The sequence below is a fragment of the Marinobacter sp. PE14 genome (genome assembly GCF_053566155.1).
On the sequence record NZ_JBQXNY010000001.1, the window covers coordinates 687,586 to 702,226 of the forward strand.

Consider the following 14,641-nt stretch of genomic DNA (forward strand, 5'->3'; position numbering starts at 1 on the left):
CGCCTGTCCTGCGGGGCAGCCGCATTGAGAGAGAATCATGGGTAAAAATGTTGTTGTGCTGGGCACCCAGTGGGGTGATGAAGGCAAGGGTAAGATTGTTGACCTGCTGACCGACAAGGTTGCAGCGGTTGTTCGCTTCCAGGGCGGGCACAATGCCGGTCATACCCTGGTAATTGACGGCAAGAAAACAGCGCTTCACCTGATTCCTTCCGGTATCCTGCGGCAACACGTCTATTGCCTTATCGGCAACGGTGTTGTCCTGTCGCCCGAGGCTCTGCTGAAAGAAGTGCGCGAGCTGGAAGCCAATGACGTCGCGGTTCGCGATCGCCTCCGCATCAGCCTGGCGTGTCCGATCATTCTGCGTACTCATGTTCGAATTGATCAGGCGCGGGAAAGGGCTCGTGGTGTCGACAAGATCGGCACAACCGGTCGCGGTATTGGCCCGGCCTATGAAGACAAGGTTTCCCGCCGCGGCCTGCGCCTGGGCGATCTGTGCAATCCCGCCGACTTTGAAATGAAGCTCCGGGAGATCATGTCGTACCACAACTTCATCCTGACCGAGTATTTCAAGGAAGAGGCTGAGGACATTGATGCCGCACTGGAAGAACTGAAGCAGATGGGCGAGGAAATTTTACCCATGGCGGCAGACGTGACCGACATGCTGCATGATTTCCGAAAGCGTGGAGAGAACATCCTGTTCGAGGGTGCCCAGGGCTCGCTGCTGGATATCGATCTGGGCACCTATCCGTATGTGACTTCCTCCAACACAACCGCTGGCGGCACGGCCACCGGTTCCGGCTTCGGCCCGCTGTTCCTCGACTATGTGCTGGGGATCACCAAGGCGTATACCACCCGTGTTGGTTCCGGACCATTCCCGACCGAACTGTTCGACGATATGGGCAATCACCTTGCAGTGAAGGGCAACGAAGTCGGCACCACAACCGGGCGTGCCCGTCGTTGTGGCTGGTTCGATGCGGTGGCTCTGCGCCATGCTATTCAGATCAACAGTGTGTCCGGTATCTGTCTGACCAAGCTCGACGTTCTGGACGGACTCGAGACCGTGAAGGTGTGTGTCGGCTACAAGACGCCGAACGGCGAGATTTTCCGGCCGCCCATCGGCTGCGACAGCTACAAGGACATCGAGCCGGTTTATGAGGAACTGCCCGGCTGGAGTGAAAGCACCGTTGGCCTGACCAGCGTCGATCAGTTGCCGGAGAACGCCAAGGCCTACATCCGTTTCCTGGAAGAGCAGATTGAAGCGCCGATCGATGTGATCTCCACTGGTCCGGATCGTATCGAGACGATTACACTGCGTCACCCGTTCGGCGAGTAATCGCCAACGTAAAAAAACCGCCCTGCCGAACGGCACGGCGGTTTTTTTGTTTTCAGGGCTTCTCGGCAATTATGGTAGCCCTCAATGGCCCCGGGTATCCCTCCACGGTTTTTGAGGAGTCGTCCGGATCCAGAAAGTCCTGGAGGGAGTTGAAACGCATCCAGTCGGTGCTTCGCTGTTCTTCTGTGGTCGTAGCGGTGACATCGACCACCCGGGCATTCCGGAAGCCGGTGCGGTCCAGCCAGCGCAGCAGTGTGTCACAGGAGGGCAGGAACCAGACGTTCCGCATTTGCCCATAGCGATCCTCGGGCATCAGGCTGAAGCCCTCAGGGCCTTCAACCACAAGTGTTTCCAGCACCAGTTCCCCGCCCCTGCGAAGCGTTCCCTTCAGTTCAAGCAGATGATCGAGCGGTGAGCGCCGATGATAAAGAACCCCCATGGAAAAGGTGGTGTCGAAGGTTTCAAGGTCGGCGGGAAGGTCTTCCATCCGAACGGGCAGCAGGTCTATCGGGACATCCCCGAGGTAGTCCTTGACGCTAAAGAACTGGAACAGGAACAGCAGTCCCGGGTCGATGCCGATCACCCGGCCCGCGCCCTCTCCCAACATGCGCCAGCAGTGATACCCGGAGCCACAACCCACATCCAGTATGCGGCGACCGGAAAGATCTGAAAGGTGGGGCGACACGCGGTCCCACTTCCAGTCAGAGCGCCATTCGGTATCGATGTAGGTACCGAAGAAGTCGAAGGGGCCTTTGCGCCAGGGCATCAGGCCGCGTAATCCGAGTTCCAGTTGTTCCTGTTGTGCCACGGTCAGGGGTTGCATGGACGTCAGGGTTACGGCGGATTGGTCCAGTTGACCCTCTACCGGTTCCAGGTTGGGTAACTGGTCAAGGGCAGCTTGCCAGCGATCGAGATCGCCATGGGGGCGGTCCTCAAAGCGGTGGGCCAGTTGATGTTGGAGTTGCGCCGACCAGTGATCCAGGCCGTCCTCCGCAAGTTCATTGATGATTGGCCCGAACCGGGCTTTCCAGTCAAAGTCTGCCATGGTCATTCGGCGGTTTGGTTTGCTTTTATGGCGAGCATGGAAACAAAGTTGAAGCACTGATACCACACCACCACGTTATCGAAGCCTGCCGACAACAGGCGCGCCTTGTGCGCAGCCAGCGTTTCGGGAATCAGCACCTGTTCTATGGCTGTGCGTTTCTGGCTGATTTCAAGATCCGAATAGCCATTGGCTCGCTTGAACTCGTGATGCAGTCGGGTCTGAATAGCTTGCTCGTCGTCGGACTCAAAGCGAACTTTCTCCGACAGGATCAGGACACCGCCGGGACGAGTGGCTTCAGCAATTCGCTCAAGCAGGCCGGCCCGCTTCTCGGGATCGACAAACTGCAAGGTGAAGTTCAGAGTGATCACCGAGGCGTCGCTCAGTTCGGTGTCCAGAATATCCTCGCACCTGAGGGTAACGGGGAGCGGGCTGTCGTCCAGGGCAATGTAATGCTCGCAGCGTTCGATCATGGCGCTTGAGTTATCCACCCCGATCAGGTTGCAGTCTGCATGGGCGATACCGTGGCGCATTGCAAGGGTGGAAGCGCCCAGGGAGCAACCCAGGTCATAACAGTTGGTGGCGGGCTGGGCATATTGCTCAGAGATAACCTCGATCATCGGAATGATGGTGGTGTAGCCCGGCACCGAGCGCCGGATCATGTCCGGGAACACCCTGGCCACAGATGCGTCGAATCGGAAGTCCTCGGGCCGGCGTTCTGTGGCAAACAGCCGGTCCGTCACCTGCTCTGGTGCCTCCGACGGCTTTCGGGGTTTATTCATTGGCGTCGGGTGCCTCTGGAGCTGGCGGGACGGCAGGTCCTGTCGGGGAGGGTCTGGAGCATCGTACGCCGCGATTTTTATAGTCCACCAGGATTCCCCGGAACGAGGGATCCACGTCGGCGGCGATCGCCAGGTAACCATTTTCGCAAACGGCGTGTAGTTCAGAGGCTTTGGGTGACATCCGGAACGGATCATCGTCGGTTACATGGATGGCCTGGAAATCGCCAACAGGCATGTGATCCTTGTTTTCGCTGTGACTGATCCTGCCGCTCATTTCCAATACAAGAACGGTGCCAATAGCCGCAACCAGGGCGGTTACGATCAGGCTACGGACGGTGTAACGGGCCTCATTCTGGCTCATGCATACCTCGAATCAAACGTATTAAAAGTTTTGGTCAGTATTGCCCGGGCAACGTGATGGCCGGTGACTGCAAGGCTGATAACTGCTCCCGGAGCGAGAGAATCTGGTCTGACCAGAATCGTGCCTGGGCAAACCAGGGAAAGAAGCGCGGAAATGCAGGATCATCCCAGCGCTTTGCCAGCCAGGCGCAATGCGCAATCTGCCGGTAGCAGCGTAGCGGCTCAATCAGATGACGCTCACGGCGATTGAAATCACGGAACATTTCATAGCCTTCCAGCAATTCTCCCAGTTGGGCACCGCGCTCGAAGTCGTCTCCGTTCAGTAGCAACCACATATCCTGAATGGCGGGGCCTGTGCGGCAATCGTCCAGATCCACAAACAGCATCTGTTCGTCCCGGCACAGAATATTGCCGGCATGGCAGTCGCCATGGAGGCGCAGGGTTTCCACCGGGCCTGCTTCATCAACCCGAGCAGCGCAGAGTCTTTGCAGATCAGGAATCAGGCTGTCCCAGGCGGGCCTGAGATCCGCCGGAATCCAGTCGCCCTGTAACAGGAGCCGGTTGCTGGCCTCGATGCCCTCTAGCAAATCCATGCCGGAGCGATGGGCAAAAGGTTTTTTGGCGCCAATGTTGTGGATTTGGCCCAGCCATTGCCCCTGCCGGTAAAGGGTATCGGTGACACTGGTGTCTGGCGCTTGCCCGCCACGCTGCGGAAATACCGAAAACAGGAACTCGCCATGGCGCCCGAGAGTGTCTCCGGTCGCCAGTTTCATGGGTGCTACAACCGGAATGTCCGCTTCCAGGAGTTCCAGGGTGAATGTATGCTCCTCACGGATTTCCGCTTCGCTCCATCGGCCTGGCCGATAGAACTTGGTAATTACCGGGGCGCCTTCATCCAGACCTACCTGATAGACTCGGTTTTCATAGCTGTTCAACGCGAACAGCCGGCCACTTACCGCAAACCCGGCCTCCTCCATCGCATCCAGAATGACATCCGGCGTCAGGGAATCGTAGGGGTGGGTGGATGCCGCAAGTGATGGGTCATGGGTCATAAAGGGACGTTTCAGAGCCTTGTGTCGTATTTGGATTTCATGGTTTGCAGATGGTACCAGTTTTCATCCAGCTCCCAGCGGACAATGCCAGTGCGGAAAAGGCAAGTATTTCCGGTCTCAGCCAAGTATAACCGTTATCTTTCCACTAGTAATGGGTTGCAAGGACAGGACGACGTTCTTGAAGGTATTAGAATGGGGTATTCTCTATATCTCGGTAGTGGGGTGAAGGCGAACCAGAGTGCACCAAGAAAACTTTGAAATACAAACCGTTGTAATCGGCGCCGGTGTCATTGGGCTGGCTATTGCCCGCGCTCTGGCGAGAGCCGGACATGAGGTCATCGTTCTGGAAAGCTCAGACCGGTTTGGTGAGGGTATCTCCTCACGAAACAGCGAAGTGGTTCATGCCGGCATTTATTACCCCCAAGGGTCACTGAAAGCGGAATTGTGTGTTGAGGGTCGACAGCAGCTTTATGATTATTGTCTGACGCACAAGGTTGGGCACCGTAAATGCGGGAAGTGGATTGTCGCCGTCGACGAGGCACAGAATGACAAGCTCCTTGATATTCAGGCTGCGGCAGCCAACAACGGCGTTGAACTTGACCTGTGTGATGCCGAAAGAGTTGCCCGAGGCGTTCCGGGTATTTGCGCCAGCTCGGGGCTCTGGTCCCCCGAAACCGGTATTGTCGACAGCCACGGGCTGATGCTCTCACTGCTCGGCGAACTCCATGATGCCGGCGGCCAGCTCGTTCTCCGCTCGCCGGTAGCGGCCGCTGAATCGGATAGCCATCGGCACCGTCTTAACGTAGCAGGCGAAACCCCGCTAATTCTGGAAGCGAAAAATGTCATAAACGCCGCCGGGCTCGGCGCCGTCCCGTTGGCAACAAACTGGGCAGGCCTGCCCGACGACTGCATTCCCCGGCAATGGTTCGCGAGGGGCGTTTACTTCAGCTACAGCGGTCGAACACCTTTCAAGACCTTGATCTACCCGGTTCCTGAACCTGGTGGCCTCGGCATCCACCTGACTCTCGATCTCGCCTGCCAGGCGCGTTTCGGTCCGGATGTAGAGTGGATCGAAAAGGAAGACTACACCGTCGACCGCAGGCGCCAGGAAAGCTTCGCCAGAGGCATCCGCCAATGGTGGCCAGGCCTCGAGCCGTCCCGACTTCAGCCTGCCTACGCTGGCATCCGACCGAAGCTTAAAGGCCCTGATGGCGGCTTTGCGGATTTCCGAATTGATGGTCCAGAGACGCACGGTTTGCCGGGACTCGTTAATCTGTTCGGTATCGAATCGCCCGGTTTAACATCCTGTCTGGCAATTGCTGAACGTGTAAAAGCTATGCTGTCTTAACCTGGCGTCCGGGCTAACGCCCAAACCTGAATGTCCCGGGCCCCGGCCTCCCGAAGTGCTGATGACAAAACCCTGACGGTCGCGCCGGTGGTCACCACATCATCCACAATGGCTATTCTCTCTGGCACTGGCGAGATGACCTCAAATACCCCCCGAAGATTCGCCAGTCGCGCCTCCCGGTTCAACTCGCGTTGCGACCGGACACGGCGAACCTTTCTGACAAGTCCGTTGGCGACCGGGACGTTAAGGGCGCTGGCAATCGTCTCTGCAATGTCCTGGGCCTGATTGAACCCGCGTTGCCGACGTCGCCGCGCATCCATTGGCGCGGGTACCAGTACCTCTGGCATTGCGATAGCACCATCGGACCGAGCCTTCTGCACCAAGTCAGCAAAATCCGCCATCAATGGTCTTCCGAACTTGCGTTGGCCCCGATACTTGTATCGGCCAATCATGCCGTCGAGCGGGTACTGGTAGCGCCAGGGAATAAAAGAAGTATCGAAATCCGGCGGGTGTTTCATGCAGTCACCGCAGAGCAGCTCCGACGAGGGAAAAGCCAGAGGCAGGGCGCAGCAGCGACAGTGCCAGCGGTTCACTGGCAGGTCGCCCCGGCAAGGCTGGCATAAGCCGTTGAATGCGTGTGAGGAAAGGCAGGCGACACAGAGCCCGCCGCGCCTCACGCTGTTAACCTTTTTGTCCATGAAGGTTGACAGCCAGTCCAGTCCCTTTATCATCTGATTCATCCGTAAACCCAGAGACCGGGAAAGGTTAACAGGACTTTTACATGACAGCTACAGAACTCCGCCACGACTGGACATTGCAGGAAGCTCGCGAGCTTTTCGAACTCCCTTTTAACGATCTACTGTTCCGTGCCCAGAGCGTGCATCGCCAGTATTTTGATCCCAATGAGGTGCAGGTAAGCACCTTGCTGTCGATCAAGACCGGCGCCTGCCCGGAGGATTGCAAATACTGTCCCCAGAGCGGTCATTACAACACCGGCCTTGAGAAAGAGAAGTTGCTGGAAATCGAAAAGGTGGTGGCTGAGGCCAGGGCCGCGAAAGAAAAGGGAGCTTCCCGGTTCTGCATGGGCGCTGCGTGGCGCAGTCCCTCCAGGAAAGACATGCCGTATGTTCTGGACATGGTCAAGCAGGTCAAATCCCTTGGCCTGGAGACCTGCATGACCCTTGGCATGCTGAAGGAAGAGCAGGCTGTGGAACTGGCTGATGCCGGGCTCGATTACTACAACCACAATCTGGATACCTCCGAAAAGTATTACAGCCATATCATTACCACCCGGACCTACCAGGATCGACTGGACACCCTCGACAATGTTCGCAAGGCCGGAATGAAGGTTTGTTGCGGTGGCATTATGGGCATGGGCGAAGACGAGGATGACCGGGTTGGGCTGCTGGTTCAGCTCGCAAACCTGCCCCACCATCCGGAAAGTGTGCCGGTGAATATGCTGGTGAAGGTGAAAGGCACGCCTCTGGAGGACGTTGAGGATCTGGATCCGTTCGAGTTTATCCGGATTCTTGCGGTGGCGCGGATCTTGATGCCGGCTTCCCATGTTCGCCTGTCGGCTGGGCGTGAAAACATGAATGAGCAGATGCAGGCTCTGTGTTTCATGGCTGGTGCCAACTCGATCTTCTACGGCGAGAAGCTCCTGACCACCGCCAACCCGGAGGCCGATGCCGATATGCTGTTGTTCAAACGCCTGGGTATTCGCCCAGAGCAGCGGGAGCAGTGTGCGTCGGAGGAGCAGGAAGAGGAGGCGATTGCCGAGGCCGTGGAGTATGAGGCGACCCGTCACATGTTCTACGACGCTACGCGGGAATCTGCCTGAGTATTTGATCCTGGGGAAGCAACGAGCGGGTAAGGCTCCCCGGGATACGCTACGAGCACATCCATGTGCGCTTGTTTCGGGCCATCCTTGGCCCTCTACAATCCCGGGGAGCCTTACCCGCTCGTTGCCCGGACCGTTGAGTTAACCTCCAGGTGCTATCGTGCGGGACTTTGCCCTTGAACTTGAAGAGCGGAAACAGGCCGGTCTGTACCGGACGCGTCGGCATGTAGCCGGTCCTCAGAGGCCCTCTCTCATTGCTGACGGCAAACCTTTGTTGTCGTTCTGCAGTAATGATTACCTTGGTCTTGCCAATAACCCTGCCAATATCGAGGCACTGCGTAATGCACTTCCCGAGACTGGTCTTGGGGGCGCGGCTTCTCATCTGATTTGTGGTCACCATGATGCCCATCACCGGCTTGAACTACGTCTGGCGGAGTTTACCGGGCGCAGTTCGGCGCTGTTTTTCTCCACCGGCTACATGGCCAATATGGGGGTTATTTCAGCGTTGGCCGGGAGAGGCGATACGATTTTTTCGGATCGGCTGAATCATGCGTCCATCATCGACGGCTGTATCCTGAGCCGGGCCCGGGTTCGCCGTTATGCCCATGGAGATGTCGCGGCGCTGGAGGCGATGCTGGCCGAGACTTCCGGGCACAAGTTGGTGGTGACAGACGGGGTGTTCAGCATGGACGGTGATATTGCGCCTCTCGCAGAACTGGCCCGGGTCTGCCGGATCCACGATGCGTTACTGGTTGTTGATGATGCTCACGGAATTGGCGTACTCGGACCTGAGGGGCGGGGCAGTGTCGCTGAAGCGGGGTTGTCCGAAGAGGATGTCCCCGTGCTGATCGGCACCCTGGGCAAGGGGGTCGGAACCAGTGGCGCATTCGTGGCCGGGCCATCGATGCTGATGGATTATCTGGTTCAGAAGGCCAGGACCTATATCTATACGACGGCGATGCCGCCGGCCCTTGCCATGGCAACCCTTTCGAGTCTGGATCTTATTGAGCGGGATGAGGGGCGTCGTGAGCATGTATTGGGTCTGATTTCGCGATTTCGTCGGGAGGCATCGGCCATGGGGTATGAATTGATGGCTTCACGTACTCCGATCCAGCCGATTATGGTTGGCGACAATCACGACGCGCTGGCGCTCAGTCAGGCATTGGAGGAGCGCGGTTTGCTGGTCTCGGCTATTCGCCCGCCGACGGTTCCCGCGGGGGAGGCGCGTTTGCGGGTTACGTTCAGTGCCGCTCATTCCCAGGCGAACCTGGATTGTCTGTTGACCGCGCTGTCAGACTGCCGGCATCTGGTTCAAAAAGCGGACATGGCGGTATGAGTTCCTGCAGGGTCTGTCCGCGTCTGGTGGTGGTTGCTGGCTGGGGCGTTCGTGCAGAGATGTTAGCTGGGCTCTATGGCTATTGGCCGGGGGAGGTGGTTCCCGTGTCTCTGGATGATGAGCTGCTGAGCCGCTGCCAGTCGCTCTCGGAGGTGACGGACGAGCTGTTGTCACTTTATCCGGAGCCGTCAGTGTGGATGGGATGGTCGCTGGGCAGCCAGGTTGTGATGGAGGCTGCCGGGCGTGAGACCGGTGCAGTGTCCTGTGCGATCACCCTCGGTGGTTTTCCAAAGTTTGTTGCGGACGACCGCTGGCTCAATGGTATGGCGGAAAGGGACTTTCGGGCGTTTGCCCTTGGTATCCGCCGAGACCCACAACGCTACTGGCTGCATTTCCTGTTGTTGATGATCAATGGTGTTGCGGATGAAAAACAGGAGCGGCAGAGGCTCAAGCCCTGGCTTGAAAAAGGCACTCTGGTTTCGCACGAACACCTGGTCAAAAGTCTTGCCTGGCTGGAAAGCGGGGATCAGAGGGCGTTATGGCGTTCACTCGCCACGCCGGCCCTTCATGTGATGGGTGAAAATGATATTGTGGTCAGAACGTGGGCGGATGATCTTGTGCTCCCGACTTCAAGCGGCCATGCGCTCGTTCCGGGCATGGCACACTGGCCGGGTGGCTGCTCGGCTTCGGATTGCTGGGAGGCGATACAGGCGTTTTTTGCCTCGCAAAAGGCATTGTCATGGGCGTTATGAGTATCTCGCCCAACGCGTCAGCCTGGGCTGGCGTCTCCGACACCAGAAAGTCCGATATTGCCCGGGGTTTTGGCACGGCCAGTGGCACCTATGAAAATGCCTCCAGACTGCAGCGTTTCATGGGCAATACCATGCTGCAGAAATTTGAGTTCCGGCAAAACCACGATCCCGATTTAACAGTGCTGGACCTGGGGTGTGGCACCGGTTGGTTCACTCGAAAGTTCGCAGATTTTGAGCAGATTGAGTCGCTGAGCGGGCTTGATCTGTCACCGGGTATGCTGGAGCAGGCTCGGAAGAAGGGCCCTGGGAAAATCAGCTGGATTGTGGGCGATGCCGAACACTTGCCTTTGCCGGATCGAAGCGTCGATGTAATTTTCAGCAATCTCATGATTCAGTGGTGTGATGACCCCCGTGCGGTGCTCCGGGAATGCCGGCGTATCCTGCGTCACGGTGGGTATCTGATGGTCTCCACGCTCCTTGACGGTACGCTTCGTGAGTTGCAAACGGCGTGGCAGGCGGCGGACCCTGGTCATCAGCATGTAAATCGCTTCGAGACTGACCTTGCCTTGCAGGCCAAGGTGCGTGCCGAGTTGCCGGATGCCGTTGTTGAGGAGCGCACTATCAGACTACCCTACGAGTCGCCGATGGCCCTGGCGGGTGAGCTTCGCCATCTTGGCGCGGGCTTCCGCGGCGCTGGCCGGCGACGAGCGGCCACGGCACCCGGGCGGATGCGGGAAATGTGCAGACAGTACCCCAAGGAGCCGGACGGCACTATCATGGCAAGCTATGAGGCTGCCTGGGTGTACTGGCAGAAACCATAAGACTCGTTAACTGGAAACGATAATGGCCAAGCAATCCTTTTTCGTAACTGGCACCGACACAGGGGTTGGAAAAACTCTGGTATCTGCAGCCATTCTTCATGCGGCCAGGATCATGGGCAAGCACACCCTGGCTATGAAACCCATCGCGTCCGGTTGCGATCGGACTCCGGAAGGCCTCCGCAACGAAGATGCCCTGATTCTGCAGAACGCCATTACTGAGCCACTGGCCTACGAGTTGATCAACCCGGTGGCGCTGGAGCCTGCCATTGCGCCGCATGTTGCGGCTGAACAGGCCGGGCGACACATTACCTCTGATCGCCTCGTCGGATTCTGCCGCGGATTGCAGATTCGTCCGGCAGACCTGCTGTTGGTGGAGGGCGCCGGCGGCTGGCGGGTCCCTCTCAACGACCGGGAAACCTATTCGGAGTTTCCGCGCCAACTGAACATGCCGGTTATCCTGGTGGTTTCACTCCGCCTGGGCTGTATCAACCATGCTCTGCTGACGGCGGAAGCCATCAGGAGTGACGGTCTGAAAGTGGCAGGGTGGGTCGCCAACCGTACAGAGCCTGAGCCCATGAGTTGCGAACAGGACACCCTGAACTACCTGGTTAACCACATGGGAGCGCCCTGCCTGGGTATTCTTCCGTGGCTGGCGCAGGCGCGGCCGGAAATGTTGGCTGGTTATCTGAATATCGACAGGCTGTTTGAAAATTGACCAGATTTGTGGCTTAATTAAGCTAATTTATGGTCATCGGGCAGCGCAGTTATGATCAATAACACTCTCGCAGTTGGGATTCAGGGCATCCAGGATGGCATGGTCGGCATGGAAAATGCCGCTCGCAAGATTGCCCGTGGCGGCGCTGACGGCCCTCAGGGAACCGCAGAAGGTGCGGGCAGCCTCGTTGAACCGATTATTGATCTGAAGATATATGAGCGCAGTGTTGAAGCGTCCGCGCAGGTGGTAAAAACCGCCGATGAAACACTGGGAACGCTTCTTGATATTATGGCCTGATTACTGAAAGGGCGCCTGGCTCGTGCTTTCATCTCTCCCTCCTGTTCCTCCTCCTTTTCCCGGGGCTTCTTTCCAAGGCCAGGTTTCTCCGCGCGTTCAGACCCCGGGCTCAGCAGCGGCTGAGCCAGAGGCGCCGACCTCCGGAGCCAGATCCACTGAGGCGTCGGGCAAATCCGAGTCTGCACGGGAAAATCCCGAGTCCAAAGCCGGTGACAGGGGAGGCGATAATCCTCAGGGGCTGTCTGAACAAGAGCTGAAACAACTGACTGAGCTGAAAGCGCGGGACCGTGAAGTCCGTGCCCATGAGGCCGCGCACCAGGCGGTTGGGGGCCAGTATGCAGGCGCCATGTCCTTCACCTATCAGCGTGGGCCGGACGGGGCACAGTATGCAGTAGGTGGGGAAGTCTCTATCGATCTGTCTCCCGTGCAGGGGGATCCCCAGGCGACCATCGAGAAGATGCGGATTGTCCGGTCGGCGGCCATGGCGCCGGCGGAGCCGTCAGGTCAGGATCGAGCGGTGGCTGCCCAGGCGATGCAGATCATGCTTCAGGCCCAGTCGGAGCTGGCCGCCGAAACGGGCACTTCATCAAGAACCGCAAGCGATGCTTATCGTGAAGTCTCCGCCATGGGAGAGTCTGATCAGAACGGTGACGAAAACCGTGTTTCCTCCTTCGAGCCGGTGTCTGCCTGACCGGTTATTTTCCAACATCCAGGTCCTTCCATAGATATCCGGCACTTAAGGTGTGATCCGGCTCTGTGCGCTGCTGTGGCGCGTGATCCGGTGACAGTTCGCAACACAAATTTTGCATCCGGCTATTGACAATTCTGTGCCTGTAAACGTATGTTTCAAACAAGTGTTTAATTAAGGCTGCAACGCAGAGCGTTGCGGTGTCTGAGCAAACCCAAGGCCAGAAGCTGTCAAACCTGATTCAGCTGAGACCGAGAACCGAGGTGGATTCCATGCCTGAGTACAAAGCGCCCCTGCGTGACATCAAATTCGTAATGACCGAGCTGCTGAACAGCGAGCAGCACTACGCCAACCTGGAAGGTGCCGAAGACGCCACTCCGGATATGGTGGATGCCATTATCGGGGAAGGTGCCAAGTTCTGTGAGCAGGTTCTGTCTCCTCTGAACCAGGTAGGTGACAAAGAAGGCTGTACCTGGAGTGAAGACGGCGTCAAGACGCCGACTGGCTTCAAGGAAGCCTATCAGCAATACGTTGAGGGCGGCTGGCCATCTATGAACGCCGACCCCAACTATGGTGGGCAAGGTTTGCCGGGTTCCCTGGGTATTGTCATGAGCGAGATGGTTGGTACCGCCAACTGGTCCTTTGGCATGTACCCGGGCCTGAGCCACGGTGCAACCAACACCATCGAAGAGCATGGTACTGAAGAGCAGAAGCAGACCTACCTGACCAAGCTGATCAGTGGTGAGTGGACCGGCACTATGTGTCTGACAGAGCCGCATTGCGGTTCAGATCTCGGCACCCTGCGCACCAAGGCAGAGCAGAACGCCGACGGCACTTACGCCATCACCGGTACAAAGATCTTTATCTCCGCCGGTGAGCACGACATGGCCGACAACATCGTCCATATCGTTCTGGCACGTCTGCCGGGCGCACCGGAAGGCACCAAGGGTATCTCCCTGTTCATCGTGCCCAAATGCCTGCCGAACGAAGATGGCTCCGCCGGCGAGCGCAACGCGGTTTCTTGTGGCTCCATCGAACACAAGATGGGTATCCACGGCAACGCCACCTGCGTAATGAATTTCGATGGCGCCAAAGGCTGGCTGATCGGGCCCGAGAACAAAGGCCTGAACTGCATGTTCACTTTCATGAACGTGGCCCGAATTGGTACCGCAATTCAGGGTCTTGGTGCCGCCGAGCTAGGCTTCCAGGGCTCTCTGGCATACGCCAAGGAGCGTCTGGCCATGCGCTCCCTGAGTGGCCCGAAGAACCCGGAAGGCATTGCTGATCCGATTATTGTGCATCCGGACGTGCGTCGCATGTTGCTGACCCAGAAAGCCGTTGCCGAAGGTGCTCGTGCCCTGATTTATCTGACTGCACAGCAAGCTGATGTTGTAAAAAGCGGCAAGACCGAAGAAGAGCGCAAGGCGGCCGATGAAGCCCTGGGCTTCCTGACACCGATCGCCAAGGCGTTCCTGACCGAAATCGGTTACGAGGCAGCGAACCTGGGTATGCAGGTCTTTGGTGGTCACGGCTTTATCTCCGAGTGGGGCATGGAGCAGAACGTTCGTGATGCCCGTATCGGCATGATCTACGAAGGCACCACCGGTATTCAGGCGCTGGATCTGTTGGGCCGCAAGGTTCTGATGACCCAGGGCGAATCCCTGAAAGGATTCACCAAGCAGGTGCACCTGTTCTGCAAGGAAAACGCGGAAGACGAGCAACTGAAGGAATTCATTGAGCCGCTGGCGGCGATGAACAAGGATTGGGGCGAGCTGACCACCAAGATTGGTATGTCTGCCATGAAGAACCGTGAGGAAGTGGGCGCGGCCTCCGTGGACTACCTGATGTACTCAGGTTACGCAGTGTTTGCCTACCTGTGGGCCCGTATGGCCAAGGTTGCCCTGGACAAGATGGTTGAGGGTACTACCGAGGAAATGTTCTACAACGCCAAGATCCAGACCGCGCGCTTCTACTTCAAGCGTATGCTGCCCCGGGCCAAGGGACACGCTGAGAGCATGCTGGCTGGCGCTGACAGCCTGATGGACATGCCGGAGGAAGCCTTCGCCATCTAAGGCGCGGGCACCGAAGGACGGTTCCAGAGGACAGAAAGCCCGCGCTCCCCGGAGGCGGGCTTTTTTCATGAGTTGCGGTCCGCTTTTAGGTTAGAATAGGCGCCTATAAAAATAATCTTCAGCGGACACATAGCCCGAGCAGGTGTGACCGGCCCAGACAGAGGCCTTATTGCCACCTGAACAGACTGACAGAATTTTTGGAG

The 14,641-nt window shown here is 57.8% G+C and carries 15 protein-coding genes; 10 read left to right on the forward strand and 5 right to left on the reverse strand.

All coding sequences use genetic code 11. From position 1 onward, the window contains the following. The first annotated feature begins 37 nt into the window (after positions 1 to 37). Positions 38 to 1,333, forward strand: a complete 1,296-nt coding sequence (locus ACWJ62_RS03320; RefSeq protein WP_008170068.1) for an adenylosuccinate synthase — start codon at positions 38 to 40, stop codon at positions 1,331 to 1,333. A 52-nt stretch (positions 1,334 to 1,385) separates the two neighbouring features. Here ACWJ62_RS03320 and cmoB read toward each other — a convergent pair whose 3' ends face one another. Genes cmoB through ACWJ62_RS03340 form a run of 4 tightly spaced genes read right to left on the reverse strand, consistent with a single transcriptional unit; the run spans position 1,386 to position 4,569 of the window. Then, positions 1,386 to 2,378 (reverse strand): tRNA 5-methoxyuridine(34)/uridine 5-oxyacetic acid(34) synthase CmoB, encoded by a 993-nt coding sequence (gene cmoB, locus ACWJ62_RS03325; protein WP_449284910.1) that lies wholly within the window; start codon positions 2,376 to 2,378, stop codon positions 1,386 to 1,388. A 2-nt stretch (positions 2,379 to 2,380) separates the two neighbouring features. Next, the gene (gene cmoA, locus ACWJ62_RS03330; protein ID WP_449284911.1) at positions 2,381 to 3,157 is read right to left on the reverse strand and encodes a carboxy-S-adenosyl-L-methionine synthase CmoA; all 777 of its coding nucleotides are present in this window, start codon (positions 3,155 to 3,157) and stop codon (positions 2,381 to 2,383) included. Then, complete coding sequence (locus ACWJ62_RS03335) at positions 3,150 to 3,518, reverse strand: kinase (RefSeq protein ID WP_449284912.1); 369 nt, start codon at positions 3,516 to 3,518, stop codon at positions 3,150 to 3,152. Before ACWJ62_RS03335 ends, cmoA begins: the two co-directional genes overlap by 8 nt. Before the next feature lie 34 nt (positions 3,519 to 3,552). Further along, a complete protein-coding gene (locus tag ACWJ62_RS03340) occupies positions 3,553 to 4,569 on the reverse strand; it encodes a serine/threonine protein kinase (RefSeq protein WP_449284913.1) in 1,017 nt (338 codons plus the stop codon). 238 nt (positions 4,570 to 4,807) lie between these two features. On the opposite strand from ACWJ62_RS03340, the gene ACWJ62_RS03345 reads away from it, so the two are divergent. Next, a complete protein-coding gene (locus ACWJ62_RS03345; protein ID WP_449284914.1) occupies positions 4,808 to 5,917 on the forward strand; it encodes an NAD(P)/FAD-dependent oxidoreductase in 1,110 nt (369 codons plus the stop codon). Here ACWJ62_RS03345 and ACWJ62_RS03350 read toward each other — a convergent pair. Beyond that, entirely contained in the window at positions 5,914 to 6,657 is a 744-nt protein-coding gene (locus tag ACWJ62_RS03350; protein ID WP_449284915.1) for a ComF family protein, read from the reverse strand. The genes ACWJ62_RS03345 and ACWJ62_RS03350 overlap by 4 nt on opposite strands. Positions 6,658 to 6,698: 41 nt before the next feature. On the opposite strand from ACWJ62_RS03350, the gene bioB reads away from it, so the two are divergent. The 8 genes from bioB (at position 6,699) to ACWJ62_RS03390 (ending at position 14,438) form a co-directional block, all read left to right on the forward strand. Continuing rightward, positions 6,699 to 7,757, forward strand: a complete 1,059-nt coding sequence (gene bioB / locus ACWJ62_RS03355) for a biotin synthase BioB (protein ID WP_449284916.1) — start codon at positions 6,699 to 6,701, stop codon at positions 7,755 to 7,757. 160 nt (positions 7,758 to 7,917) lie between these two features. Further along, entirely contained in the window at positions 7,918 to 9,093 is a 1,176-nt protein-coding gene (bioF, locus tag ACWJ62_RS03360; RefSeq protein ID WP_449284917.1) for an 8-amino-7-oxononanoate synthase, read from the forward strand. After that, a complete protein-coding gene (locus ACWJ62_RS03365; RefSeq protein ID WP_449284918.1) occupies positions 9,090 to 9,845 on the forward strand; it encodes a carboxylesterase in 756 nt (251 codons plus the stop codon). The genes bioF and ACWJ62_RS03365 overlap by 4 nt, the downstream gene beginning before the upstream one ends. Next, positions 9,833 to 10,666 (forward strand): malonyl-ACP O-methyltransferase BioC, encoded by an 834-nt coding sequence (gene bioC / locus ACWJ62_RS03370; protein ID WP_449284919.1) that lies wholly within the window; start codon positions 9,833 to 9,835, stop codon positions 10,664 to 10,666. The genes ACWJ62_RS03365 and bioC overlap by 13 nt, the downstream gene beginning before the upstream one ends. Positions 10,667 to 10,688: 22 nt before the next feature. After that, positions 10,689 to 11,381 (forward strand): dethiobiotin synthase, encoded by a 693-nt coding sequence (bioD, locus tag ACWJ62_RS03375; protein ID WP_449284920.1) that lies wholly within the window; start codon positions 10,689 to 10,691, stop codon positions 11,379 to 11,381. 51 nt (positions 11,382 to 11,432) lie between these two features. After that, a complete protein-coding gene (locus ACWJ62_RS03380; RefSeq protein ID WP_349518063.1) occupies positions 11,433 to 11,678 on the forward strand; it encodes a flagellar basal body rod C-terminal domain-containing protein in 246 nt (81 codons plus the stop codon). Positions 11,679 to 11,700: 22 nt separating this feature from the next. Continuing rightward, positions 11,701 to 12,369 (forward strand): putative metalloprotease CJM1_0395 family protein, encoded by a 669-nt coding sequence (locus ACWJ62_RS03385; protein ID WP_449284921.1) that lies wholly within the window; start codon positions 11,701 to 11,703, stop codon positions 12,367 to 12,369. 269 nt (positions 12,370 to 12,638) lie between these two features. After that, entirely contained in the window at positions 12,639 to 14,438 is a 1,800-nt protein-coding gene (locus ACWJ62_RS03390; protein ID WP_449284922.1) for an acyl-CoA dehydrogenase C-terminal domain-containing protein, read from the forward strand. The last annotated feature ends 203 nt before the right edge of the window (positions 14,439 to 14,641 follow it).

Excerpts from the sequence above, each read along its gene's own strand:
- ACWJ62_RS03320 (WP_008170068.1), top strand. The coding sequence starts at position 38 with ATGGGTAAAAATGTTGTTGTGCTGGGCACCCAGTGGGGTGATGAAGGC.
- cmoB (WP_449284910.1), bottom strand. The coding sequence starts at position 2,378 with ATGGCAGACTTTGACTGGAAAGCCCGGTTCGGGCCAATCATCAATGAA.
- cmoA (WP_449284911.1), bottom strand. The coding sequence starts at position 3,157 with ATGAATAAACCCCGAAAGCCGTCGGAGGCACCAGAGCAGGTGACGGAC.
- ACWJ62_RS03335 (WP_449284912.1), bottom strand. The coding sequence starts at position 3,518 with ATGAGCCAGAATGAGGCCCGTTACACCGTCCGTAGCCTGATCGTAACC.
- ACWJ62_RS03340 (WP_449284913.1), bottom strand. The coding sequence starts at position 4,569 with ATGACCCATGACCCATCACTTGCGGCATCCACCCACCCCTACGATTCC.
- ACWJ62_RS03350 (WP_449284915.1), bottom strand. The coding sequence starts at position 6,657 with ATGAATCAGATGATAAAGGGACTGGACTGGCTGTCAACCTTCATGGAC.
- bioB (WP_449284916.1), top strand. The coding sequence starts at position 6,699 with ATGACAGCTACAGAACTCCGCCACGACTGGACATTGCAGGAAGCTCGC.
- ACWJ62_RS03365 (WP_449284918.1), top strand. The coding sequence starts at position 9,090 with ATGAGTTCCTGCAGGGTCTGTCCGCGTCTGGTGGTGGTTGCTGGCTGG.
- bioC (WP_449284919.1), top strand. The coding sequence starts at position 9,833 with ATGGGCGTTATGAGTATCTCGCCCAACGCGTCAGCCTGGGCTGGCGTC.
- bioD (WP_449284920.1), top strand. The coding sequence starts at position 10,689 with ATGGCCAAGCAATCCTTTTTCGTAACTGGCACCGACACAGGGGTTGGA.
- ACWJ62_RS03380 (WP_349518063.1), top strand. The coding sequence starts at position 11,433 with ATGATCAATAACACTCTCGCAGTTGGGATTCAGGGCATCCAGGATGGC.
- ACWJ62_RS03390 (WP_449284922.1), top strand. The coding sequence starts at position 12,639 with ATGCCTGAGTACAAAGCGCCCCTGCGTGACATCAAATTCGTAATGACC.